The organism is Streptomyces sp. NBC_00820 (assembly GCF_036347055.1).
GTDB lineage: Bacteria > Actinomycetota > Actinomycetes > Streptomycetales > Streptomycetaceae > Streptomyces.
The window spans coordinates 7,663,950-7,688,651 of sequence record NZ_CP108882.1 but is presented as its reverse complement, the minus strand read 5'-3'; the positions used below and the strand labels follow the sequence as shown (position 1 = coordinate 7,688,651).

The 24,702-nt window shown below is 70.1% G+C and carries 17 protein-coding genes; 5 read left to right on the top strand and 12 right to left on the bottom strand.

The window, feature by feature from the left end; all coding sequences use genetic code 11:
• Positions 1–10 precede the first annotated feature (10 nt).
• Positions 11–1,015 (top strand): cytochrome d ubiquinol oxidase subunit II, encoded by a 1,005-nt coding sequence (cydB, locus tag OIB37_RS34255; RefSeq protein WP_330461490.1) that lies wholly within the window; start codon positions 11–13, stop codon positions 1,013–1,015.
• A 345-nt stretch (positions 1,016–1,360) separates the two neighbouring features.
• Here cydB and OIB37_RS34250 read toward each other — a convergent pair whose 3' ends face one another.
• The 5 genes from OIB37_RS34250 to OIB37_RS36380 all read right to left on the bottom strand — a co-directional run bounded on the left by OIB37_RS34250 (position 1,361) and on the right by OIB37_RS36380 (position 7,532).
• Entirely contained in the window at positions 1,361–3,661 is a 2,301-nt protein-coding gene (locus OIB37_RS34250) for an FdhF/YdeP family oxidoreductase (RefSeq protein ID WP_443058299.1), read from the bottom strand.
• Between the two features lie 383 nt (positions 3,662–4,044).
• Positions 4,045–4,578 carry a DoxX family protein gene (locus tag OIB37_RS34245; RefSeq protein WP_330461488.1) on the bottom strand — a complete coding sequence of 178 codons (534 nt, stop codon included), beginning with the start codon at positions 4,576–4,578 and terminating at the stop codon, positions 4,045–4,047.
• 166 nt (positions 4,579–4,744) lie between these two features.
• Positions 4,745–6,112 (bottom strand): potassium channel family protein, encoded by a 1,368-nt coding sequence (locus OIB37_RS34240; RefSeq protein WP_330461487.1) that lies wholly within the window; start codon positions 6,110–6,112, stop codon positions 4,745–4,747.
• 114 nt (positions 6,113–6,226) lie between these two features.
• Positions 6,227–7,183 carry a cation diffusion facilitator family transporter gene (locus OIB37_RS34235; protein WP_330462078.1) on the bottom strand — a complete coding sequence of 319 codons (957 nt, stop codon included), beginning with the start codon at positions 7,181–7,183 and terminating at the stop codon, positions 6,227–6,229.
• Positions 7,184–7,454: 271 nt separating this feature from the next.
• Positions 7,455–7,532, bottom strand: coding sequence for a 50S ribosomal protein bL37 (locus OIB37_RS36380; protein WP_373296929.1), 78 nt, complete (start codon positions 7,530–7,532; stop codon positions 7,455–7,457).
• A 281-nt stretch (positions 7,533–7,813) separates the two neighbouring features.
• Here OIB37_RS36380 and OIB37_RS34230 point away from each other — a divergent pair, with 281 nt between their 5' ends.
• On the top strand, positions 7,814–9,205 hold the full coding sequence (locus tag OIB37_RS34230; RefSeq protein WP_330461486.1) for a glucose-6-phosphate dehydrogenase: 1,392 nt from the start codon (positions 7,814–7,816) through the stop codon (positions 9,203–9,205).
• A gap of 89 nt (positions 9,206–9,294) precedes the next feature.
• The gene (locus tag OIB37_RS34225) at positions 9,295–9,753 is read left to right on the top strand and encodes a GreA/GreB family elongation factor (RefSeq protein ID WP_330461485.1); all 459 of its coding nucleotides are present in this window, start codon (positions 9,295–9,297) and stop codon (positions 9,751–9,753) included.
• Between the two features lie 120 nt (positions 9,754–9,873).
• Here the strand turns inward: OIB37_RS34225 and OIB37_RS34220 are convergent, their stop codons facing one another.
• Both OIB37_RS34220 and OIB37_RS34215 read right to left on the bottom strand, forming a co-directional pair.
• Positions 9,874–10,155, bottom strand: coding sequence for a hypothetical protein (locus OIB37_RS34220; protein WP_330461484.1), 282 nt, complete (start codon positions 10,153–10,155; stop codon positions 9,874–9,876).
• 109 nt (positions 10,156–10,264) lie between these two features.
• A complete protein-coding gene (locus OIB37_RS34215) occupies positions 10,265–12,916 on the bottom strand; it encodes an ATP-dependent Clp protease ATP-binding subunit (protein ID WP_330461483.1) in 2,652 nt (883 codons plus the stop codon).
• Between the two features lie 229 nt (positions 12,917–13,145).
• On the opposite strand from OIB37_RS34215, the gene OIB37_RS34210 reads away from it, so the two are divergent.
• Positions 13,146–13,598 carry an Hsp20/alpha crystallin family protein gene (locus OIB37_RS34210; protein ID WP_330461482.1) on the top strand — a complete coding sequence of 151 codons (453 nt, stop codon included), beginning with the start codon at positions 13,146–13,148 and terminating at the stop codon, positions 13,596–13,598.
• 128 nt (positions 13,599–13,726) lie between these two features.
• Here the strand turns inward: OIB37_RS34210 and OIB37_RS34205 are convergent, their stop codons facing one another.
• Both OIB37_RS34205 and OIB37_RS34200 read right to left on the bottom strand, forming a co-directional pair.
• A complete protein-coding gene (locus OIB37_RS34205) occupies positions 13,727–16,042 on the bottom strand; it encodes an FdhF/YdeP family oxidoreductase (RefSeq protein WP_330461481.1) in 2,316 nt (771 codons plus the stop codon).
• 119 nt (positions 16,043–16,161) lie between these two features.
• Positions 16,162–17,982, bottom strand: coding sequence for an FUSC family protein (locus tag OIB37_RS34200; protein WP_330461480.1), 1,821 nt, complete (start codon positions 17,980–17,982; stop codon positions 16,162–16,164).
• A 296-nt stretch (positions 17,983–18,278) separates the two neighbouring features.
• Here OIB37_RS34200 and OIB37_RS34195 point away from each other — a divergent pair, with 296 nt between their 5' ends.
• Entirely contained in the window at positions 18,279–19,208 is a 930-nt protein-coding gene (locus OIB37_RS34195) for a LysR family transcriptional regulator (protein ID WP_330461479.1), read from the top strand.
• Between the two features lie 91 nt (positions 19,209–19,299).
• On the opposite strand, the gene fdhD is transcribed toward OIB37_RS34195, so the two are convergent.
• The 3 genes from fdhD to OIB37_RS34180 all read right to left on the bottom strand — a co-directional run bounded on the left by fdhD (position 19,300) and on the right by OIB37_RS34180 (position 24,341).
• Positions 19,300–20,136, bottom strand: coding sequence for a formate dehydrogenase accessory sulfurtransferase FdhD (fdhD, locus tag OIB37_RS34190; RefSeq protein ID WP_330461478.1), 837 nt, complete (start codon positions 20,134–20,136; stop codon positions 19,300–19,302).
• A 153-nt stretch (positions 20,137–20,289) separates the two neighbouring features.
• The gene (locus tag OIB37_RS34185) at positions 20,290–21,483 is read right to left on the bottom strand and encodes an MFS transporter (protein WP_330461477.1); all 1,194 of its coding nucleotides are present in this window, start codon (positions 21,481–21,483) and stop codon (positions 20,290–20,292) included.
• Positions 21,484–22,037: 554 nt separating this feature from the next.
• Complete coding sequence (locus OIB37_RS34180) at positions 22,038–24,341, bottom strand: FdhF/YdeP family oxidoreductase (protein ID WP_330461476.1); 2,304 nt, start codon at positions 24,339–24,341, stop codon at positions 22,038–22,040.
• Positions 24,342–24,702: the final 361 nt, after the last annotated feature.

Below are 24,702 nucleotides of genomic sequence, written 5' to 3'. Positions count from 1 at the left end.
ACGGATCTCCATGCACCTCCACGATCTGTGGTTCATCCTGATCGCCCTCCTGTGGGTCGGGTACTTCTTCCTCGAGGGGTTCGACTTCGGCATCGGCGTCCTCACGCAGCTCCTCGCCCGCAACGACACCGAACGGCGCGTCCTCATCAACACGATCGCGCCGGTCTGGGACGGCAACGAGGTCTGGGTGGTCGCGGCCGCGGGCGCGACCTTCGCGGCCTTCCCGGACTGGTACGCCACGATGTTCAGCGGCTTCTACATCCCCCTGCTGATCATCATCATCTGTCTGATCGCCCGGGGCGTGTCGTTCGAGTTCCGGGGCAAACGGTCGAGCCACCTCTGGCAGCGCAGCTGGGAACAGGTCACCTTCTGGACGTCGCTGATCCTCGCGTTCATGTGGGGCGTGATCTTCGCCAACATGGTCCGTGGGATCGCGATCGACCGCGCCAAGTCGTACGTGGGCACCCCCGGCGACCTGTTCAACGGGTACGCGATCCTCGGCGGCTTCATGACGCTGGTGCTGTTCACCTGCCATGGCGCGATCTTCGCGGCGCTGAAGACGGACGGTGAGATCCGCGAGCGTGCCCGGAAGATGGCACCCGCGCTGGGCCTGGTGGCGCTGCTGCTGATGCTCGCCTTCCTGCTGTGGACGCAGTCCAACTCGGGCAACGGCCAGAGCCTGGGCGTGATGGTCGTCGCGTTCGTGGCGCTGGTCGTGGCGATGTTCTTCAACCAGCTGGGCCGTGAGGGCTGGGCGTTCATCTTCTCCGCCCTGACCGTCGTGGCGACGTTCGCCATGCTGTTCCTGACCCTGTTCCCGGAGGTCATGCCGTCGACGCTCAACCCCAACTGGTCGCTGACGGTGAGCAACTCCTCCTCCGGGTCCTACACCCTCACGGTGATGACCGTCGTCGCGGCCATCTTCGCGCCGCTGATCGTGATCTACCAGGCCTGGACGTACTGGGTCTTCAGCCGGCGCATCGCCGTCCATCACATCCCGGCGGGCGGTCACTGACCTCTCGCCCGACTCCGGCCGCGCTCAGCGCCCGCGCCCTCCCTGCCACCCGGCGGGGAGGGCGCGGGCCTTTCCGCTGCCCGGGGACGGGGCGGGCGCGAGCCTTTCCACCGTCCGGGGACGGGGCAGGCGTGGCGTGGGCGTCTCACGGCCCTGCGGCCGAGCACTCACGGCCCTGCGGCCGGGCCGAGTGGGCGGCATCGCACCCACCACAGGGGCCGAGGCCCTGCGGCCGGGCCGAGTGGGCGGCATCGCACCCACCACAGGGGCCGAGGCCCTGCGGACAAAGGGGCAGGCCCCCCTCGGAAGGGGGGCCTGCCCGTCGGCGGATAGGGTCTGTGCCGCTCAGGTGGCGGCCGTGATGTGGACCTTGACGTGCTTCATGATCGGCTGGTCGCTCTCGGTGCTGTAGTCGCACAGCGCGCACAGCACGTTCATCTCGGGCATGTAGCCGGCCGCACAGCCCTTGGGCATGTCGTACGGGATGGCCAGGTAGTCCTCCAGGTAACGGTGGCTGCCGTCCCTGGCCGTACTGACGATGTTGACCGGGTCGAACTCCGAGATGCCCCGCTCACGCATGTCGTCCACGTTCATGAAGACGAGCGTGCGCAGGTTCTTGACGCCGCGGTAGCGGTCGTCGTCGGAGTAGATCGTGGTGTTCCACTGGTCGTGGGACCGCATGGTGCCCAGCGCCAGCATGCCCGGCTCGGGGACGACGTCGGGCAGCGGACCGGCGGAGAACTCCGCCTTGCCGGTCTTGGTGTAGAAGACCAGCTCGCGGGCGGGCTGCTTGATGCGGAAGCCCAGCGGCAGCCGCACCCGGCGGTTGAAGTCCTCGAACCCGTCGAGGGCTCGCGACATGGTGTCGCGGATGCGGTCGTAGTCCTCGATGTACCACTCCCAGGGGGTGGCACTGGTGGGCAGGGCGGCGCGCGCGATGCCGGAGACGATGGCGGGCTCCGACAGCAGGTACTTGGAGGCCGGGCGCTTCATGCCGACGGAGAGGTGCACCATGCTCATGGAGTCCTCGACCGAGGTGGACTGGATGCCCTGCTGCTGGTGGTCCTTCTCGGTGCGGCCGAGGCACGGCAGGATGAGGGCCTGCTTGCCGTGCACGACGTGGCTGCGGTTGAGCTTCGTGCTCACCTGGACGGTGAGTTCGCAGTTGCGGATCGCCTCGTAGGAGAAGGCGGAGTCCGGGACGGCGAGGGCGAAGTTGCCGCCCATGCCGACGAACACCTTCACGTCCCCGCGGTTCATCGCCTGGAGGGTGCCGATGGTGTCCAGGCCGAACTCACGCGGCGAGGTGATGTTGCAGGCCTCGTCGAGGCGCTGCAGGAACTGCTCGGGCGGGTGGTTGTCGATGCCGCACGTGCGGTTGCCCTGCACGTTGCTGTGCCCGCGCACGGGGGACGGTCCCGCTCCCTCGCGCCCCAGGTTGCCGCGCAGCAGCAGGAGGTTGACGATCTCCCGGATCGTGCTCACACCGTGCTCGTGCTGGGTGACGCCCAGGCACCAGCTGAAGATGCTGCGGTCGGCGTCGGTGTAGATGCGGGCCGCCTTGAGGATGTCGGCGCGGCTGAGCCCGGACTGGCGCTCGATGTCGGACCACTCGGTGGCCTCGCACACCGCCCGGTACTCCTCGAACCCATGGGTGTGCCGCTCGATGAACTCGCGGTCCAGGGCCCTGGGGTCGTTCTTCGACTGCTCCAGTACGGCCTTCGCCATGCCGCGGATCAGCGCCATGTCGCCGCCGACGCGCACCTGGAGGTTCAGGGTGCTGACCGGGGTCGAGTGGAAGGTGGCCATGTCGACGATGTCGTGCGGGATGAGCGCACGCGTCGCACCCGCCTCGATGAACGGGTTGATGTGCACGATCTGGGCGCCGCGGTGGTACGCCTCGACCAGGGAGGTGAGCATCCGGGGGGCGTTGGAGGCCGCGTTCACGCCCATGATGAACAGCGCGTCCGTGGCCTCCCAGTCCTTGAGGTCCACCGTGCCCTTGCCGGTGCCCAGTGCCGCCTGGAGCGCGCGGCCGCTGGCCTCGTGGCACATGTTGGAGCAGTCGGGCATGTTGTTCGTGCCCAGCTCGCGGATCATGAGCTGGTACAGGAAGGTGGCCTCGTTACCGAGGCGGCCCGACGTGTAGTAGGAGGCCTGATTCGGGCTCTCCAGCCCGCGGATGGCCTTCCCGATCATCTCGAACGCGGCGTGCCAGCTGATCGGGACGTAGTGGTCCGTGTCCGGGTCGTACACCATCGGGTGCGTGAGCCGGCCCTGGTCCTCCAGCTTGAAGTCGCTCCACTCGTACATCTCGCTCACCGTGTGGCGGGCGAAGAGTTCGGGGGTGGCACGCTTGTGGGTCATCTCCCACATGACGTGCTTGGTGCCGTTCTCGCAGATGTCGAGCTTGAGGCCCTTCATGTCGTCCGGCCACGCGCAGCCGGGACAGTCGAAGCCGCCGTCCTCGTGGTTCATCTTGAACATCGCTCGCGGCCCGTCCAAGAACTCGCCCTCGCGCAGCAGGAACTTGGTCACGGCCTTGGCAGCACCCCAGCCGGCGGCGGGGTGGTGGTACGGGTGGAAGTGCGGGAAACCCTCCGGGCGGGGACCCACTTGAGGCTCGAGCTCGTCCTCTGCTTCGATGACCCGCTTGTCGTCTTCGGTGGTGCTCAAGGCTCTCACCCTTCCGCCGTCCGGGCATGACCCCATATCTGTATATGGAGCTTTAGATCAGACTATGTCGGTCAAACTACCCTCGCCAGACGGCTCGCGACTGGCCATAAAGCGGATCATCGGGAGCATTTCGACCACCTTCCAGACCCCCACAATCCAGCGATGGCGAATTGGGTCGCAAATGCTGTTATTTTTCGCAATTCGGCACTTATTCGCGACCCTGCACCGCACAGCGGGCCCTGCGGGCGGCACGAAAAGCACGCCGGCACGAGACCGGCCGACCGGCTGATCCGGTCGGCCGGGGCACGTCGCACGTGAGGGTCGTCGAGGCGTTCACGCCGCGCTCGACGTCGTCAGTGCTGCCTGGCCTCCTCCTGCTTCGCGGCCAGTGCCTGCTCCCGGCGGGCCACGACGGCGGCCGTGGCCACGGTGGCCACCCCGAAGGACAGCAGAACCATGCCGGGGCGGTCGAGGCGGCAGCCCATGATCCGGGCCAGCGAGTAGCGGCCGGGACCGGAAAGACCCAGGGTCGCGGCGACGAAGCCGAGGTAGGCGGGGTATTCGTAGCCGCCGGAGGTCAGGAAGAAGCCGGACTTCCAGTGGACGGCGACCGCGCCGGCCATGGCGCCGGCCGCGGCGGCCGCCGCCGCGGGGGTCGCGAAGCCGAGCGCGAGCAGGAGGCCGCCGCCCGCCTCGGCCACGCCCGACGCGATCGCGGCGGGCTTGCCGGGGTGGAAGCCCATGGACTCCATCGCCTTGGCGGTGCCGTCGATGCCCCCGCCGCCGAACCAGCCGAAGAGCTTCTGCGCGCCGTGCGCGCACAGTACGCCGCCCGTACCCAGGCGTACGGCCAGCAGTCCCAGATCCTTGCGGTGGAGGCGGCCCATGGCGAAGTCCTTCCCTAAGCGGAACAGTCCGCTCCAGTCTTCGCCCTCCGCGTGCGGTTCGCCGCTCGGGTTCCGCCGGTCAGGGTCCACGGATCAGGGTCCGCGAGGAGGGCGCTCCCGCCGCGAGGCATCCTCACCGCACCGGGCGACCGCCGGCCGCCGGAGGTCATCCCTGCCGGGCGGGCGGTGCGGACGAGGTGGCGCCCGGGGTGTGCGGACACCGGTCGCGGGAGGTGAGGGGCCAGTGCACGAAGGTCTCCTCATCGGTCTGGAGGCACACGTCGTGCTGGTGGGCGACGACGCCGGTGACCGGCTCGCGCAGGAGCCGGGCCAGCACATAGGCGGCGGCCAGGCTGGTGACGTCCCGGATCGTGCCCATGGGCAGCAGGGACCTGGTCTCCGCGATGGCCTCGTGCTCACCGGCTCTGATGACGACTCGGGTACCGGGCGCCACGCCGTGGGCGGCGAGGGCGACCGCGATGTTGTCGAGGTCGTCCGAGCCGACGGCGGCCAGCGCCCGGGCGTGTCCGAGGCGCAGCTTTTCGAGAACGGCGCGGTCGCCGCCGTGGCCCGTCATGACGGGGATGCCCAGGGACCGGGCGAGCCGCGCGGTCGTGGTGTGCGGATCGCGTTCCACGCCGACCACGGGGATGTCCAGACGCTGGAGTTCGGCGCAGAGCCGCATGCCGACCTGTCCCATGCCGACGACGATGACGTGCTCGGAGCGCGGCAGCGTGCGCGGACCGATGAGACCGATCAGCTTGGGGCCGAGCATGCGCTCGATGACGCCCGCGGTGAACAGGGCGCTGAAGACGAGGGTGGCGAGCATGGCCACGCTGGAGGCGACCTCGTAACCGGTCTCGTCCGCCTCGGCCGTCGCCGGACCGACCCCGGCGACGACCCGGGCCGCGTGGAAGAGCGCCTCGGCCGGAGGGAGGCCGTGCGTGACGAGCCACGCCCAGTCGGCCAGCAGGACGGCGAGGATGCCGAACAGGCCGATCAGCAGCAGGCGGGCGCCCGCGTCGTGCGGACGCAGCTGCCTCGCCACGTGTTCCAGGCGGCGCCACAGCCTGCGCGGATGCGGCTGCCACTCCTCCACGTACGGCGTGTCGTGCCGCGCGCGCACGGCGCGCACCCGCTGCCCGGAGCGCTGCACGGCGAGGTACGCCGGGTCCACGCACGGGCCCGCCAGCGCGGGTGCGGCGAGATCCGCCGGCGAGGTCGCGTCGCACTGCGGCAGCAGGCGCTCGAGTTCGTCCGACACGGTCCGGTCGAAGACCGTGGCGACGATGGGGACGCTCGGGGCGAGGTGGGCGACGGCCAGTGCGTAGCGCAGGGCGGCCACGTCGTCGTGCAGGAGGATGGCGACGCCGTCGGGACGGTCCCCCAGGGCGGCACGCAGCTCACGGTCGCCCGGCTCGTGCAGGTGGACGACGGTGTCACGGCGCTCCTGGAGAGTCGCGCAGACGCGGCGGGCGACGTTGGTCTCGCCGATGACGACGAATGCCCGGGTGCCGGGGGACGGGGAGGTCACGGCGCTGCGAAATCCCTTCACCATGTTCCAGTGACGGCATTGCCCGGTCCCGTGGCCGGCCGGGCCTCACGACCACGCCGATCACGGCCGGGGTCCTCGCCGATTCCCGCGGTGTCAGTCGCTTCGGCGGGGCGGTGTCGGGTCCAGGTAGACCCGCTTGACGGCCGGGATCAGGGCGCGCAGGCGGTCCTCCGCCTCTTCGCATCCCAGCTCGATCTCACGGGAGGTGGACACGTCGCGGAAGTCGACCTTCGCGGCGATGAGGATCTCCCCCGGCCCCTGCACCAGCGTCGTCAGCTCCATGACGCCCTCGATCGGCCCGACGGACAGCAGCTCTTTGCGTACGGCGTCCCGAAGCGGCGCGGGCAGGGCGCGGCCGACCAGGAGTTCGGTGTTGGCGCGGCCCAGGACCCAGGCCACGAAGATGAGCAGCACACCGATGAGGATCGAGGCGACGCCGTCCCACAGGCCTGATCCGGTGAGCTGGCCGCCGAGGAGGCCGAGCGCGGCGAGCACCAGGCCGACGAGGGCCGCCGAGTCCTCCATGACCACCGCCTTGACCGCGGTGTCGGGCGTGTGCTTGAGGTAGCGCAGGGTGGGCACCCTGAAGTGCTCGGCCCGCCCGGTGGCCTGCTTGAACCCGGTCCGCAGCGACATGCCTTCCAGGACGAAGGAGGCGGCGAGCACGATGTAGGAGATCAGCGGGTTGCCGGGCTTCTCGTCGTGCGTCAGGGCGTGGATGCCGTCGTACAGCGCGAAGACACCGCCGCCCACGAACGTGGCGACGGAGGCGAGCAGCGCCCAGATGTACCGCGTGGGTCCGTAGCCGAGCGGGTGGTCCTCGTCGGCGGGCCTGCGGCTGCGTTTCAGCGCGGTCAGCAGGCACAGCTCGGTGATGGTGTCGGCGACCGAGTGTCCGGCCTCGGCCAGCATGGCGCTGGAGCCGCTGAGGACACCGGCGACCGCCTTGGCGAGTGCGACGCCCAGGTTGGCCGCGGTCGCCACGAGGACGGTGAAGACCGATCCGCCCGCCCCGGGACCGGTCGTGGAGCCCACCCGGGCGTCCAGCATCGGTGCCCTGGGCACGTGCGCTGCCCGCTCCGGCTCCGGGGTTCCCGGCTCCCGCTCTGGTTCACCCTGTTCACTCATGGCCGGGCGGTGTTCCCCTCTGCGAGGTTCGGATCGTGCCGTGCGGCGGAGTTCGGTCCGCGGCCGGACAGTGGTGGACGCCCCGGACCGGCCGGGGGCGGCGTCCCGTCAACGTCGTGGTCCGGCCTCGAAGGCCCAGCCGCCTCGACCTGATGAAGGCGGCTGGGCCTCGTTCGCGCCGCGGCGGCCAGGTTCAGGACTGCGGCCGCTTGCCGTGGTTCGCCGCGTGCTTGCGGCGGCCCTTCTTCTTCCGGCGTCGCTTCGAGGACATGGAACCTCCTGCGGGCGTGGGCGGGGATCGCGTGTCCGGGCACCGCACGACCATGTGCCCGTGCAGGCACGATACCCCCGGGCCTTTCCCCCCTCCACCGGAGTCGGGGCGGGCGTGCACGAGTCGCGGACGCCGACCACGGCGCGGACGATACGAGGAACGGCCCGCACCGTTCGCCCCACGCACAAGTCGTGGCACGGACAGCGAGCCCCTCCGACAACTCGCCCCACGGACAGCACGTCCCACGCACAACTCGCCCCACGGAGAAGGAGCACGGACGCATGCCCGGTGGATGGGAAGCCGACGCTCTGGTGATCTTCGGGGTGACCGGTGACCTCGCGCAGAAGATGACGTTCCCCGCGCTGTACCGGCTGGAGCGCCGGGGCCTGCTCGACGTTCCGGTGATCGGTGTCGCCGGCCGGAAGCTGACCACCGCCGAACTGGTCGACAGCGCGCGCAAGTCGATCGAGCGGGCCGAGGGATCCGTCAACGACGCGGCCTTCGAGCGGCTCGCCTCCCGGTTCACGTACGTCTCCGGAGACGTCACCAGCCCCGAGCCGTACCCGCGGATCGCTCACGCGCTGGGAGGCCGCCGCCGGCCGCTTTACTACCTGGCGATGCCCCCGTCGCTGTTCGCGCCGATCGTGGACGAGCTCGCCGCCGCGCACCTGGTCGCGCAGGCACGGGTGGCGCTGGAGAAGCCGTTCGGGCACGACCTGGCCTCGGCCCGCGCGCTCAACCGCCAGTTGAACCAGGTGCTGGCCCCGGAGCAGATCCTGCGGGTGGACCACTTCCTGGGCAAGGAGCCCGTGATCGAGCTGGAGTATCTGCGGTTCGCGAACTCCGCGATGGCCGAGCTGTGGAACCGCGACAGCGTCGTCTCCCTCCAGATCACGATGGCCGAGGAGTTCGGCGTGGAGACCCGCGGCAGCTTCTACGACAAGGTCGGCGCACTGCGCGACGTCGTGCAGAACCACCTCCTGCTCGTCCTGGCACTGGTGGCCATGGACCCGCCCGTCGGTCCCAGCGCCGACGACCTGTGGGACAAGAAGGTCGAGGTGCTGCGGTCCATCCCGGACGCCTCCGTGCACCAGTACGTGCGCGGCCAGTACGACGGCTATCTACAGCTGCCGGGAGTGGCCCCGGGATCGGCCACGGAGACGTTCGCCGCGCTCAGGCTGGAGATCAACAACTGGCGGTGGGAGGGGGTACCGGTCTTCATCCGGGCCGGCAAGCGCCTTCCCGCGCGGGTCACCGAGGTGCGGCTGATCCTGCGCGAGCCGCCGCGGCTCAACTTCCTGCCCGACCCCGGACAGGTCGCCCCGAACCAGATCGTGCTGCGCATCGGCCCCGAGCCCGGGATGCGGCTGCAACTGTCCGCGCTCAGCGAGGAGTCCGCGTGGCGCCTGGTGCCGCTCGACACCATCTTCGCCCACGAGCTCGGTGAACCCCTCGCCCCGTACGAGCGGCTGCTGTACGCCGCCCTGACCGGCGACGACCGGTACTTCGCCCGGCAGGACGCGGTGGAGCAGAGCTGGCGGATCGTCCAGCCGCTGCTGACCTATCCGCCGCCCGTGTACCCGTACCCGGTCGGCTCGTGGGGCCCGCCGGAGGCCGCCGAACTGCTGGCCGGCTCGCCGCCCTGGCAGCAGCCCTGGCTGCCCGGCACCTGACACCACGGCAGCGCACAACTGGCACGCCGGGCGCCGGGGCACCTATCGTTGCCTCGTCCAGCTTTTCCGCCTGTACCACGGGAGCAGGGATGTCGGGAGACCCCGAGCCGATCAGTGCCGAAGCCCGTCAAGCGCTCGAAAAAGAGCTTGCCGTGCTGCGCCATGAACGCGGACTGGCCGCCGCGACGCTGCAGGACACCACCGAGACCGGCGACCACGCCGACCAGGCCGACGAGTTGCAGCGCTCCGAGGAGACCGCCCGTCTGGACCGCCGCATCGACGAGATCACCGTACGGCTGCGCCAGGCGGACCTGGCGGGTCCCGCCGCCACGGACGTGGTCGGTGTGGGCAGCACGGTGACCGTCCGGTTCCCGGACGGCTCGACGGACACCTTCCAGATCAGCGAACTCCCCGACGCCGACGACCGGCAGCTGGTGACGGCCGACAGCCCGCTCGGCGGCGCCCTGCTCGGCCGTCGCCCCGGAGACACCGTGCGCTATCACGCGCCGGACGGAGAGGCGTCCGCGGTCGTCGTGTCGATCGGATAGCCGAGCGCGAGCAGGACGACGACGGGCAGGACGACAGAAGTGAGGGCGGGGCACCCGGATCCGGGTGCCCCGCCCTCACTTCTCTGTAGCGCCAGACTTCTCTCTGTATACAGTGCCGGCTCAGCCCTCGTAGCTGCTGGGCGGGAAGGGGTCCCGCTCCCTGCGCGTGACGTCGCCGGTCTCCATCTCGCCCTCGCCGACCTGGAGGTCGATCTCGGCCTGCTCCGCCTCGTACTCCGCCTGAGGGCTCTGCCGCTCCGCTACGGGCAACCCCATCTCCCGGCGGTCCTCCACCGTGCGCTCCTGGAGCCGCACCTCGTCGGGGCGCCGGGGCAGACCACGCCCATGACCGTAGTCCGGGTTGCCCTCGACTTCCTTGTTGGACTTGTGGTGGTGCGCCATGGGTCCTCCTCATGGAGTGAAGACCCGGGCGCTGGTCACGCCCGGGTCATCGTGCCGGACAACCGTCGTCCGTCTCTCGGCGGTCGGTCGCTGTCGCGGTCAGTCGCTGTCAGCCTTTCTTCGCTTCGGCGTCGTCAGCCGGCTTGGCTTCCTTCTTCGCGCGGGACTGGCTCGCGGTCTTCTTGGCGCCCGTGGGCTTCGCTTCCTTCTTCTCGCCCGGCTCGGCGGCGGCCTTGGCGGCGGCGCCCTTCTTCTCGTGCTCGTCCTTGCCGTGTTCCCCGGGCTTGCGCACCATGACGCGCAGCGAGTCGTCCTTGACGTCGGCGACGATGGTGTCGCCGGCCTCCGCCTGGCCGCTCAGGAGCAGTTCGGCGATGCGGTTGTCGAGTTCGGTCTGGATGGTGCGGCGCAGCGGGCGGGCACCGAACTCGGGCTGGTGTCCGTGGGCGATCAGCAGCTTCTTGGCGGCCTCGGTGACCTCCAGCTTCATGCCCTGCGCCTCGACGCGGCGCCTGCTCTGCGCGAGAAGGTGGTCGACGATGCTCGACAGGTTCTCCTCGGTCAGGCCGTGGAAGATGATGATGTCGTCGATCCGGTTGAGGAACTCGGGCAGGAAGCGGGCCCGCAGCTCCTCCATCAGGTCGTCCTTGATCTCGGCGACGTCGCCCTTGTGGTCCAGGATCAGATGGGCGCCGATGTTGGACGTCATGATGATGACGCAGTGCCGGAAGTCGACCGTGCGGCCCTGCCCGTCGGTCAGGCGTCCGTCGTCCAGGATCTGCAGCAGCGTGCTGAAGATGTCGGGGTGCGCCTTCTCGACCTCGTCGAACAGCACCACGCTGTAGGGCTGGCGGCGGACCTTCTCGGTGAGCTGGCCGGCCTCCTCGTAACCGACGTATCCGGGAGGAGCGCCGACGAACCGGGCGACGCTGTGCTTCTCCTGGAACTCGCTCATGTCGAAGCGGATCAGGCGGTCCTCGTCGCCGAACAGCAACTCCGCCAGCGTCTTGGCGAGTTCGGTCTTGCCCACACCCGTGGGCCCGAGGAAGAGGAAGGAGCCCACGGGGCGGTTGGGGTCGCCCATGCCGGCCCGGTTGCGGCGCACCGCCTGCGACACGGCCGTGACCGCCTCGTCCTGGCCGACGATCCGGGCGTGCATCTCCTCCTCGAGCTTCATCAGCCGCTCGCGCTCGCTCTCGGTGAGCTGCGAGACCGGGATGCCGGTACGGCGCGAGACGACGTCCGCGATGTCCTTCGCCGTGACGACGACGACGCCCTCACGGCGTTCCTCGATGCCGGCGAGTTCGGCCTCGGCCTCGGCGATGTCCTTCTTGAGGTTCGTCGCCTTCTCGAAGTCCTCACCGGAGACCGCCTGGTCGAGCTCGCGGCGCAGCTTGGCGATCCGGTCCTCGCGGCTGACCACCTCGGTGGAGCGCTCGGCGCTGCGCAGCCGCACCCGCGCACCCGCCTGGTCCATCAGGTCGATCGCCTTGTCCGGCAGGAAGCGGTCCGTGATGTAGCGGTCGGACAGCCCCGCACAGGCTTCCAGGGCGGCGAGGTCGTAGCGGACTCCGTGGTGGGCCTCGTACGCGTCCTGCAGGCCCTGCAGGATCAGCACCGTCTCCGCGACGCTCGGCTCGGGGACCAGCACCGGCTGGAAGCGGCGTTCGAGGGCGGCGTCCTTCTCGACGTACCTGCGGTACTCGTCGATGGTCGTCGCACCCACGACGTGCAGTTCGCCCCGGGCCAGCGCGGGCTTGAGGATCTGGCCCGCGTCCATGGAACCCTCGCCCGTGGCGCCCGCGCCGACGACCGTGTGGAGTTCGTCGATGAAGAGGATGATGTTGCCCTGCGACGCCTTGACGTCGTCGATGACCTTCTTCAGGCGCTCCTCGAACTGGCCCCGGTACTGCGCGCCGGCCACCAGGGCCGACATGTCGAGGGCGATGACCTGCTTGCCCTTCAGGGTCTGGGGGACCTCGCCCGCGACGATGCGCTGGGCCAGGCCCTCCACGATCGCCGTCTTGCCGACACCGGGCTCACCGATGAGGACGGGGTTGTTCTTGGAGCGCCGGGAGAGGATCTCAACGGTCTGCTCGATCTCCTCCGCCCGTCCGACGACCGGGTCGAGCTTGCCCTGCTGCGCCTCCTCGGTCAGGTCGCGGCCGAACTCCTCCAGCGTGTTCGCCGGCGTCTTCTTCCGCTCGGCGCCCCCGCCCTCGGGGCGGGAACCCTGTTCGCCGAGGCCGGAGAGCTTCCTGCCGTCGAAGCCCTCGGCCGACAGCACCCGGCCGGCACCGGAGTCCACGTTCTCCAGCAGCGCGGCGAGAATGTGCTCGGGCCCGATGTACGACACCCCTGCCGCCTGCGAGTGCGCGTACGCGTTGGCAAGAGTGCGCTTGGCCGCCGGGGTGAGACCCGGTTCCGCGGAGGGCATGCCGGACTCACGCGGCAGCACCTCGGCGAGCTCGGACGCGAGGTTGTCGGGGTCGACACCGACCTGGGCGAGGAGCCTGCGTGAGGGTTCGACCTGCGTGGCCGCCCAGAGGAGGTATTCGGTGTCGAGGTCGGAGGTCCCGTCGTCCTCGGCCTTCCGCGCGGCCAGGTTGAGGAGCTCGTGCGACGACTCCGTCAGCAGTCGTCCGATGGGTACGCGCTGCACAGCGGGAGGCGACGAGGCCGGGGACATGCCGAAGAAGCGATTGAACAGTTCGCTGAAAGGATCGGACGAACCGAACGGTGAACCGAACGACATCGACATGGCAGCTCCAGCTCCTGGTGCGCGACGGATCAGGTTTTCACTGAACCGCGATGTGCAATGCTCCGCAACCCGAGCACTGCCGCCCCAGGCAAGGGAAGAAGGCATGTCACGCACCCCTATTACATGGCTGTCCGAAGGCCTCTCGCGGTCACCGTGCGTTTGCGGGCGCGAGCGGAGAGCTTCCGACCTAGACTGAATCGCGGACCCGACGAAAAGGGGAGACACCGCCATGGACGAAAGCACGGGCCTCGCGAAATCGGCCAGGTCGGCCTGGTGGGCCGGACACGACCCCGCCGTGGAACTCCAGCAGCTGTGGGGCGAGGTCAGCCGGCTGTTCGAGCACTCCGCGCAGCCCGCCGAGCCCGCCCGGCACTGGATGCCGCTGGTCGAGGAAGAGGACGCGGGCGACGCCTACCTGGTGCGTGCGGAACTCCCCGGTATCCCCCGGGAGAGCGTGAATATCGAGATCGACGGCCGGGAACTGCAGATTCACGGCGCGGTGGAGGAATCCGGGAGCGGCAATGCGCTGCGCCGCAGGTCCGGGTCGTTCTCCTATGGAATTCGTGTTCCGGGTGACGTGGACGTCTCGGCCGTTCAGGCCGATATGGCCCACGGAGTGCTGACCGTGCGTCTACCGAAAAGCGGCCACGTGACGCGGCGCACCATCGAGATCGGTAATTGACGCGGCCGAAGCGGAAAAGGCAGCGCGTGTCCGGCGAGCGGTGAACCGGCCGGGCCGGGAGCGGTGGCCGGTCCGAGGTGAGCGGTGACCGGTCCTCGTCACGGGCCGGTCACCGCTCATCGGTCCTGTCAGGCGTCGCCGGCCCGGCCGGCGGGGTTCACCGTGACGGTGACGTTCTTCATCAGCGGCTGGTCGCTCTGTGTGCTGTAGTCGCCGATCGCGCACAGCACGTTCAGCTCCGGCATGTAGCCGGCCGCGCACCCCCGCGGGATGTCGTACGGGATGGCCTTGTAGCCGTACACGCTGCGGGTGCTGCCGTCCTTGGCCAGACTGGTGATGTCGACCTCGTCGAAGAGGTTCAGGCCGCGCTCGCGCATGTCCTCCTCGTTCATGAAGATCAGCGTGCGCAGGTTCTTGACGCCGCGGTAACGGTCGTCGTCCGAGTAGATCGTGGTGTTCCACTGGTCGTGGGAGCGCATGGTGCCCAGCTTGAGGGTGCCGGTCGCGGGGACCACGTCGGGCAGTTCCGCGGCGGAGAACTCCGCGCGCCCGGAGGGGGTGAGGAACACGAGCTCGCGGGCGGGCTGCTTGATGCGGAAGCCCAGCGGCAGCCGCACGCGGCGATTGAAGTCCTCGAACCCCTCCAGGGCACTGGCCATGGTGTCGCGGATCCGGTCGTAGTCCTCGACGTACGACTCCCACGGCGTGGCGCTGTCGGGCAGGGCCGCCCGGGCCATGCCGGCGATGATCGCCGGCTCGGAGAGCAGGTGCGGGGAGGCGGGCTTCTTCATGCCCACCGAGAGGTGGACCATGCTCATCGCATCCTCCACCGAGGTGGCCTGCTCGCCGCCCCGCTGCACGTCCTTCTCGGTACGGCCGAGGCACGGCAGGATGAGCGCCTGGCGACCGTGGACCAGGTGACTGCGGTTGAGCTTGGTGCTGACCTGGACGGTCAGCTCGCAGCTGCGCAGCGCCTCGAACGTGTAAGCCGTGTCGGGCGCGGCGAGGGCGAAGTTGCCGCCCATGCCGACGAACACCTTGACCTCGCCGCGCCGCATGGCCTCGATGGTGGCGACGGTGTCCAGGCCGTGCTCGCGGGGCGGGTCGATGCCGCAGGCCTCGGCCAGGCGGTCGAGGAACTCCTTGGACGGCCGGTGGTCGATGCCGCACGTGCGGTTGCCCTGCACGTTGCTGTGCCCGCGCACCGGCGAGGGGCCCGCGCCCTCCCGGCCCAGATTGCCGCGCAGGAGCAGCACGTTGACGATCTCGCGGATCGTGTCGACTCCGTGCTCGTGCTGGGTGATGCCCAGGCACCAGCTGAAGATGCTGCGGTCGGCGTCGCAGTAGACGCGGGCGGCCGCTTCGATCCGGTCGCGGTCGAGACCGCTCTGCCGCTCGATCTCGTCCCAGGAGGTGGACTCGCACAGGGTGCGGTACTCCTCGAATCCCGTCGTGTGGCGGTCGATGAACTGCCGGTCGAGCGCCTTGGGCCGGTGTTCCGCCTCGGCGAGGATCGCCTTCGCCATGCCGCGCAGCAGCGCCATGTCGCCGCCGATGCGCGGCTGCAGGTTCAACGTGCTGGTGGGAGTGGACCGGTTGAGGGCCATGTCCACGAAGTCGTGCGGGATGATCGTGCGCCGCGCCGCGGCCTCGACGAGCGGGTTGATGTGCACGATCTTCGCGCCGCGCTTGTACGCCTCGGCCAGCGAGGTGAGCATCCGGGGGGCGTTGGAGGCCGCGTTGACTCCGAGGATGAACAGCGCGTCGGTGGCCTCCCAGTCCTTGAGGTCGACGGTGCCCTTGCCGGTGCCCAGCGCGGCCGTGAGTGCGCGGCCACTGGCCTCGTGGCACATGTTGGAGCAGTCCGGCAGGTTGTTCGTGCCCAGCTCGCGCGCCATCAGCTGGTAGAGGAAGGTGGCTTCGTTGCCGAGCCGTCCGGAGGTGTAGTAGGCGGCCTCGCCCGGGGCGTCCAGGCCGCTCAGTGTCCGGCCGACCAGGTCGAACGCGTCCTGCCAGGATATGGGCACGTAGGTGTCGGTGGCGGCGTCGTACCGCATGGGGTGCGTCAGCCGGCCCTGGTCCTCCAGCGCGGCGTCGCTCCACGTGCCGAGTTCGGTGACCGTGTGGGCGGCGAAGAAGCCGGGGTCGACGCGCTTGCGGGTCATCTCCCACGTGACGTGCTTGATGCCGTTCTCGCAGATGTCGAGCTTGAGGCCCTTGAGGTCGTCCGGCCAGGCGCATCCGGGGCAGTCGAAGCCCTTGCCCTCGTGGTTCATCTTCTGAATGGCCCTGGGGCCGTCCAGGAGTTCGCGTTCGCGCAGCAGGAAGCGTGACACGCTCTTGGCGGCGCCCCAGCCCGCCGCCGGGTGATGGTACGGGTGAAACTCCGGAGACCGCTGCGCTTCGGCGCCTTCGGCGGACTGTCCCGACGTGTCTCGGCTCATGGCAACTCCCTGTGTTCCAGGTCGACTCGCGGCACTCGCACGCCACAAGTGGGCCACAGCCTAGGTCACTTGGGTAAGGAGAGAGTCCGAGCGCAGCCACGGGGTGCGCGGGTGGGACCTCACACGGGCTCTTCCGGCCCTTCCTGCTGGTCCGGACGCGGTGCGTTCGCGGTCTCCGGACGCGGTGCGCCTGCGGTGCGGTCGCTGTCCAGTACGGCCTCGCTCAGCCGGCTCAGCACGTCGTACGCGCGGTGTTCGATGTCCCGTACGGCGCCGGGATCGACCCGTGTCGGCTTCACCTCGCCGGTCGCCGCGTCCCTGGCCTCGTAGAGGTCGACGAGGGCGGCCGCCAGGTGCACCTGGGCGACGCGGCGCCGTTCCAGCGAGCCGTACAGCGCGTGCTCCGCCCGGGCCGCCTCCGCGGCGCAGGCGGCCAGCGCGTCGCGCAGACGTGCGGCGGCCCGGCCGTGAACCAGCAGCAGGGCGCAGACGAGGCCCACGCAGATGCCGATGGCGCTGCCGATGACCCGGTCGTGCAGCAGTTGGTGCGCCGAGATCGGCGCGTGCAGTTCGCTCAGCAGCAGGGCGAGGGGGGTCAGGAAGACGACCCCCAGGCCGTAGTTGCGGGCGACCAGGTACTCCAGGAAGAACTCGCACACGATGATCATGCACATGATGGGCACCGGGCCCGGGTGCGGAATCAGGGCGGCGGCCGTCAGCAGCAGGCCGATCGCGGTGCCGAGGGTGCGCTGCACGGAGCGCTGCACGGTGCTCCACGCGCTGACCGAGTGGAGCACGGCGGCGGCCGAGATCGCCGCCCAGTAGCTGTGTCCCACGCCGAGGAAGAGCGCCAGTCCGCCGGCGGCGCCGGTGCCGACGGCGGTGCGCACCGCGTTCGGCAGGAGGGCCGCGGCCCGGCGGCGGCCCGCGCCGCTCCGCTTCGGCCGGGGTACCCCGGCGGGGGCGTGCGAGGCCGTGGTGACGGGTGTGCCGGCCGCGGGGGCGTTGTCGGTCCCGGTTCCGGACGACCGCGGGCGGAGGTCCTGCGGCAGCGGCTTCAGCAGGTGCCAGCGTCGGCCGGCCAGCGCCCGCGCCTGCTCCCGCAGATGACGGGAGAGGGCGGCGCCCCTGGCCGACTGCCAGGCGTCGGTGGTCAGCAGCGCCCACACGTAGTCGGCCGAGAACTCCTCGTTCTCGCCGCCCGGCGGGCCGTCGAGATCGACGTCGGCGTCGTTCAGCGCGTAGTGGGCCCGCAGCGCCGCCGCGAGCGCCTGCCTCCGGGCCTTCGAGGTCTTGCTCGGTCCCACGGCGTCCAGCGCGGTGGAGAAGGCCTGCAGCGCGTCGGCCAGGGCGAGCAGTCGCAGCCGCCGGGGCTGGAGCGAGTTCGGCAGGCACATGAGCCAGGCGATGGCGGCTCCCAGGGCGGTCAGCGCCGTGTGTGGCGCTACCTGGGACAGCTGGGTCGGCGCTTCGGCCGTGACGGCGAAGCTGAAGAGCATCAGCACCGCGCCGAGTCCGCGCAGCCCGGCGTAGTCGCAGCCGAACTTGGCGAGTCCGGCCACCGCCGCCATGCCCGCGACGGCCGCCACGCCCTGGAACCACGGGCCCGAGGGGCCGGCCCACACCGCGAGGAGGGAACCGAGGCCCACGGCCGCCGTCATCGCCAGGGCGCAGAACCCCAGCAGCCACAGCCGGCGTCGGCGCAGCGGGGGGAGACTGCGCTCGAACGTGATGGTGAACGCGCCGAGCGCCGGGAAGAGCGCGAGATCGGGCCGCCCGGCCAGCACCAGCGGCAGAGTGGGCAGCGCCATGGTCACCGCGGCCCGCAGAGCGAAAGGGAGCGCCCCGCTGATCTTGGCCATGGCGAACGAGCCGCGTGGCGAGAGAACACGGGTCAGTCCGGTGATCAGCTGAGAGAAGTCTTCGCGGCTCTTTGGCATGGCTCGCCAATTCTAGCAAATCGTAGATCAAGTACGGCCTATCAGAAGACAGGGGCCGCCTATCAGAAGGGCACGAAAAAAGGCACGGACTTCGCGGATTCATGAGCGCAATAAGGCGGGCGGGCCCGTGGCGCGGTGGCAGCCCGGCCTGCGCCGACGCGCCGGACGGGCCGCCCCGCCACCGGCACGTCCGGGTGTCCGTCCGGCCGGCGTCCGGCCGGCGTCCGGCCAGGTCCGGGCGACACACGGAACGGAGCCGATTGGATTTCCGGGGAGCTGTCCGGTACACCCATGGAGTGCTGTTTCGCCAACTCGAGTATCTCGTCGCGCTCTCCCGGGAGCATCATTTCGCCCGCGCCGCCTCGGCCTGCTTCGTCTCCCAGCCCGCGCTGTCGGAGGGAATCCGCAAGCTGGAGGAGGAACTTGACGTTCCCCTCGTCCGGCGCGGCCGGAAATACGAGGGGCTCACGCCGGAGGGTGAGCGCATCGTGGTATGGGCGCAGCGCATCCTCGCCGACCGTGACGCCCTGAGGGACGAAGTGGGCGCCCTGCGCAGTGGCCTCAGCGGCCGGATGCGCATCGGCTCGATCCCGACCGCGTCCGCCGCCGTGTCGGAACTGACGGGGCCGTTCTGCACGGAGCACCCGCTGGTCACCGTCGAGGTGATAGCGGATCTCCAGTCGGAGGACATTCTCCGTCAGCTGCAGAATTTCGAGATCGACGCCGGAATCACTTACCTCCCCGAGGACCTTTCGGACAATTTCCATGCCATTCCGCTCTATCAGGAGCGTTATGTACTCCTGATCACGGCCGCGGACGGGCTGGCTCACCAGTCGAAGGCCACGTGGGCGGAGGCCGCGCGTCTGCCGCTGTGCCTGCTGACCGAGGCGATGCAGGGCCGCCGGGTACTGGACGACGTGTTCACGCAGGCCGGGGCGGCGCCCTCGCCGCGGATCGAGACCGACTCGGTGGCCGCTCTCTTCGCCCACGTCCGCACGGGCAGGTGGGCGAGCATCGTGCCGCACGCCTGGCTCCACGTCTTCGGTGTGCCGCACGGGATGCGCGCTGTGCCCCTTGTGGAGCCCTCCTGGACCATGCCGGTCGGGCTGGTGACCACGGCCCAGAAGCCGGGCTCGGTCATGGCGCGCGCCCTGACGGAGATCGCCGAGCACATCGACATGGCCACCGCCCTGGAACGGCTGCCGGGCGAGACCTCGATGCCGTAGCGGGCGCCGACTCGGACGGCGTACGCAGACACCGATGCCGCCTCTCACCCACGCGGGGTGAGAGGCGGCATCGGTGTCTGCGGCCGAAACGTCAGGCGACGGGCTGCGCTTCCAGGCGCTCGGCGCCGGTGTAGACGTTCATCGAGTTGCCGCGCAGGAAGCCGACCAGGGTCAGGCCGCTCTCGGCGGCCAGGTCCACGGCCAGGGAGGACGGGGCCGAGACGGCGGCGAGCAGCGGGATGCCGGCCATGACCGCCTTCTGCACCAGCTCGAACGAGGCGCGGCCGCTGACCATGAGCATGCTCCCCCGCAGCGGCAGCAGTCCCTCCCGCAGAGCATGTCCGACGACCTTGTCCACGGCGTTGTGCCGGCCGACGTCCTCGCGCAGGCACAGCAGCTCGCCGTCGGAGGAGAACAGGCCAGCTGCGTGCAGTCCGCCCGTGCTGTCGAAGACCTTCTGGGCCGCGCGCAGCTTGTTGGGCAGGGAGGCCAGCATCTCGGGGCCGACGTTCAGCCGGTCCTCGGCGACGGTCCAGGCGGCCGTGGTGCGCACCGCGTCCAGGCTCGCCTTGCCGCACAGTCCGCAGGAGGACGTGGTGTAGAAGTTCCGCTCCAGGGAGGCGTCGGGGGCCTCCACGCCCGCACCGAGGACGACGTCGACCACGTTGTAGGTGTTGCCGCCGTCGGACGTGGCACCGGCGCAGTAACGGATGCCGGCGACGTCCGCCTCCTTGTGCGCCACGCCTTCGCTGACCAGGAATCCGGCCGCGAGGTCGAAGTCGTCACCCGGGGTGCGCATGGTCACGGTGAGCGGGCGTCCGTTGACACGGATCTCCATCGGCTCCTCCGCGGCCAGCGTGTCCGGACGGTATGAGGAGACTCCGTCGCGAATGCGGAGCACCCGTCGCCGCGCGGTCACTCGTCCCATGGTCTTGTTCCTCTCCTCGGATTCCGGCTCCGAAGGTGTCGTGCCGGTGAGTTGGTTCGATGGGGGCGGCGGGCCGGTCCCGGGCCTCCGGTGGGTGGTGTCGTCGGTGTGCGGCGGGTTCCGCGGCCGGCGCGGCTGCCGCCTACCGTGCCATCAGGGAAGATGCCGGCGGCTGTGCCATGCCGTGATCATGAGGCACAGTAGGCCGATGGCGGCCAGGCCCGCCAGCAGGGCGGGGTAGGGGGCGGATCTGGCGGTGACGGCGAGCAGCAGCGGGGTCAGAAACCCACTGTATGTGACGCCGTGGTAGAGGGAGACGGCCGCCGGCCGCGCCTCGGGTGGAGCGAGTCGCCGGACCTCCCTGAGGCCCGAGGACAGGGTGAGGCCGTAGCCGGCGCCCAGGAAGACCGCGGCGGTCAGCACCAGGCCGGCGGAGTTCCAGTGCACGGCGAGCGCGCTGACCAGGAGGCCGCCGATCACCGTCATCATGGCGACGAGGGTGGCCCGCGCACTGCGCACGTGGTCCAGCCACGCGGCCAGGGGCTGGACGGCGATGCCGACCACGAGCGTCAGCGCCGTGACGGCCCCGCTGAACACCGGCGCGTACCCGAGGGTCCGGTTGGCGACGAGCGGGGGCAGGACGACGTAGGCCACGGTCGAGGCCGCGAAGACCGCCGGGCCCGCCGGGAGTATCACCTTGATGAAGCGGGGGTGCAGGACGGGACACCGCCGTCGGCCGGAGGCGTACGGGTTCGGCAGGGCGCCCGCGCGCGGCGCCGCCGTCTCGGGCAGGTCGCGGGTCGCGAAGACGATCGCCAGGGCGAGCAGCACGTGCACGAGGCAGGGCAGCAGCATCGGCCCGGGCAGCCATTCGGCGAGGACGCCGGCGATCAGCGCGCCGGCCGCGAAGCCGGATCCGGTCGCGTAGGTGGCTCGGCGGGTGCCGGCTTCCGGGTTGCCGGAGGCGGCCGACAGTTCCTGCAGCCAGGTGGTGCCGGCGGACAGGACGAGTCCGGCCGCGATGCCTGTGAGCAGGCGGCTGACGTAGACGAGGGGCTGCAGCAGGACCGCCGCGGCGAGCAGGGCGCTGGCGATCGCGGACAGCACGAGGGCCGGCCGGACCACGCGCCGCCGTCCGTAGCGGTCGGCGGCGGGGCCACCGAGCAACAGGCCGGGCAGGAAGCCCAGCAGGTAGGTGGTGAACATGGAGGCGACCGGGACGGCTGCCCAGTGCTTCTGCGTCCGGTACACCATCGAGAGCGGGGTGAACTGGTTCGCACCCCATCCAGCAGCGGATACCGCGGCCGCCGCCGGAAACCATCCGTGCGCGGCGCGAGTGGCTGGCATGCCGGGAAGTACCTTTCTGTACGCGTCGGAACGCGGTGGACATCAGTACGCGGTGCTTCGTTGGCCCGTGACGGGTCTTGGTGCTCGGGGTCGTACAGGGCCGTGGCGGGTCTTGGTGCGTGGGGCTGTATCGGGCCCCCGTGGGGTTCTGGTGCTCGGGGCGCATACCGGCCTGTGGTGGGGGGGGCCTGACACTCGGGGCGTACCAGGCCCGTGGCGGGTCCTGGTGCGAGGGGCGCGTCTGTCCGCCGTGGTCCCGGTGGCACGGCCGCGGGCGGGTGAGGGCCGCCGGTCGCGTGCGCGGACGGTACGGACGGGTGCTTCAGGTCCGGTGCGCGCGGGGAAAGAGAGCTGGACGATTCAGAGCCGGCTCATCAGAACTGACGCATCAGAACTGACGCGTCAGCACGCGGGCGGACGAAAGGTTCCGGCCCGCGGTGTGCGGCATGAGATCCCCGTACGGCCCGGGGCCCGCTCCTGCAGCGGGCCCCGGGCCATCCGAGGCGCACGAGCCACTCCTCCCTGACCGTAGACAGGAGTGGCCACCGGTCCGCTCAGCCGGCGTGTGCGACGCCCGTCGTGACTCGGGCGGGCTCAAGGCGGATCACGACGCCCTTGGACGTGGGGCAGTTGCTGATGTCAGCAGTGCTGTCCAGCGGGACGAGGACGTTGGTCTCCGGGTAGTAGGCGGCGGCGGAACCGCGGCTGGCGGGGTAGGCGACGACCTTGAAGCTCTCGGCGCGGCGCTCCTTGTCGTGCCAGATGCTGACCAGGTCGACCATGTCGCCGTCCTTGAAGCCCAGCTCGTCGAGGTCGGCCGGGTTGACCATCACGACGCGGCGGGCGTTGTGGATGCCGCGGTAACGGTCGTTGGGGGCGTACCAGATGGTGTTCCACTGGTCGTGCGAGCGGGTCGTCTGCAGCAGCAGGTGGCCCTCGGGCACGTGCGGCACGTAGAACGAGCTGGCCGAGAAGACGGCCTTGCCGCTCGGCGTCGGGAACACGTCCTTGTTGACCGGGTTGCCCAGGTTGAAGCCACCGGGCTGGCGGACGCGCTCGTTGAAGTTCTCGAAGCCCGGGACGACGCGGGAGATCCGGTCGCGGATCTTGTCGTTGTCGGCCCCCAGCTCCTCCCACGGGATGTTCGACTCGGCACCGAGCGTCTTGCGGGCCAGGCGCGCGATGATCGAGACCTCGCTGAGCAGGTGCTTGGAGGCCGGGGGCAGCTTGCCGTGCGAGCGGTGCACGTCACTCATCGAGTCCTCGACGGTGATCCACTGCTCGACGCCGTTCTGGTAGTCCCGGTCGCTGCGGCCCAGCGTGGGCAGGATCAGGCCGTACTCACCGCAGACGGTGTGGGAGCGGTTGAGCTTGGTGGAGATGTGCGCGGTCAGACGGCAGTTGCGCATCGCCCGCTCGGTGTACTCGCTGTCGGGGGTCGCCCGGACGAAGTTGCCGGCCACGCCGAGGAAGACCTTGGCCTTGCCGTCGTGCATCGCCTTGATGCCCTGCACCGCGTCGTAGCCGTGGTGCCGCGGCGGGTTGAAGTCGAACTCGCGGCCGAGCGCGTCCAGGAACTCGTCGGACATCTGCTCCCAGACGCCCATGGTGCGGTCGCCCTGCACGTTGCTGTGGCCGCGGACGGGGCAGACGCCCGCGCCCGGCTTGCCTATGTTGCCGCGCAGCATCAGGAAGTTGACGATCTCGCGGATGGTGGCGACACCGTGCTTCTGCTGGGTCACGCCCATCGCCCAGCAGACGATGGCGCTCTTGCTCTTCATGACCCGCTGGTGGACCTGCTCGATCTCGGCCATGGTCATGCCCGTGGCGTCGAGGATGTCGTCCCACGAGATCTTGCGGACGTTCTCGGTGAACTCCTCGAAGCCGATGGAGTTCTTCTTGATCCACTTGTGGTCGAGCACGGTGCCCGGCGCCGCGTCCTCGGCGTCGAGGAGCAGCTTGTTCAGGCCCTGGAACAGGGCCATGTCGCCACCGGCGCGGATGTGCACGAACTGGTCGGCGAGCGCGGTGCCGTTGCCGATGACACCGCGGGCCTTCTGCGGGTGCTTGAACCGGATGAGGCCGGCCTCGGGAAGGGTGTTGACCGCGACGACCTCGCCGCCGTTGCGCTTGGTCTCCTCCAGCGCGGCGAGCATGCGCGGGTGGTTGGTGCCCGGGTTCTGGCCGACCAGGAAGATCAGGTCGGAGTTGTGGATGTCGTCCAGCGAGACGCTGCCCTTGCCGATGCCCAGCGACTGGCCCAGACCCCATCCGGTGGACTCGTGGCACATGTTGGAGCAGTCCGGCAGGTTGTTGGTGCCGAAGGCGCGGGAGAACAACTGCAGGAGGAACGCGGCCTCGTTGTTCAGACGGCCCGAGACGTAGAACATCGCCTCGTCGGGGTGGTCCAGCGCGCGCAGCTCGCGGGCGAGCAGGGAGAGGGCCTCGTCCCAGCTGACCGGCTCGTAGTGGGTGGCGCCGGGGCGCTTGATCATCGGCTCGGTGAGGCGGCCCTGCTGGTTCAGCCAGTAGTCCGACTTGGAGTCCAGCTCGGCGATCGAGTACTGGCGGAAGAAGTCACGGGTGACGCGGCGCGAGGTGGCCTCGTCGTTGATGTGCTTGGCGCCGTTCTCGCAGTACTCGTTGAAGTGCCGCTTCTTGTCCTCGGGCCACGCGCAGCCCGGGCAGTCGATGCCGTCGACCTGGTTGATGTTCAGCAGCGTCAGCATGGTGCGCCGCGGGGACGTCTGGCTAAGGGAGTACTCCAGCGCGTGCGTCACGGCGGGGAGACCCGTCGCCCACTTCTTGGGCGGCGTGACCGTGAGGTCGTCGATCGGATCCTCGATGCTGCTGCTCATAATGTGCTCTGCCTCTTTCTGACATACGCCTGTACAGGCGGGTTCCGGTCGACGGGGAGACGCGTGTCGCCGAGGGCGGGCCGCTCGCGTCCCCGGGAGAGACGTGTCTCCCCGGATCCGGGACGGGCGAGCGGGCGGGCGCTGCGGCAGGTGGGTCAGCCCGGAGGGGGATTCGAGGACGCGGGCACCTCCGCGGCCGTGCAGGCCGTGACGGTCCGCGCCGTCGTAGAGCCGGGTCCCGCGTCGGTGTGCCGCGTCAGGTCCCGCACTCTTCCTCCCTGCGTCGTCTGCGTCGTCTGCGAGTCGCGATTTCCGAATCCCGCTGCAACGGCAGCTTCTTCTATTCCGGCAGGGAAAGTCA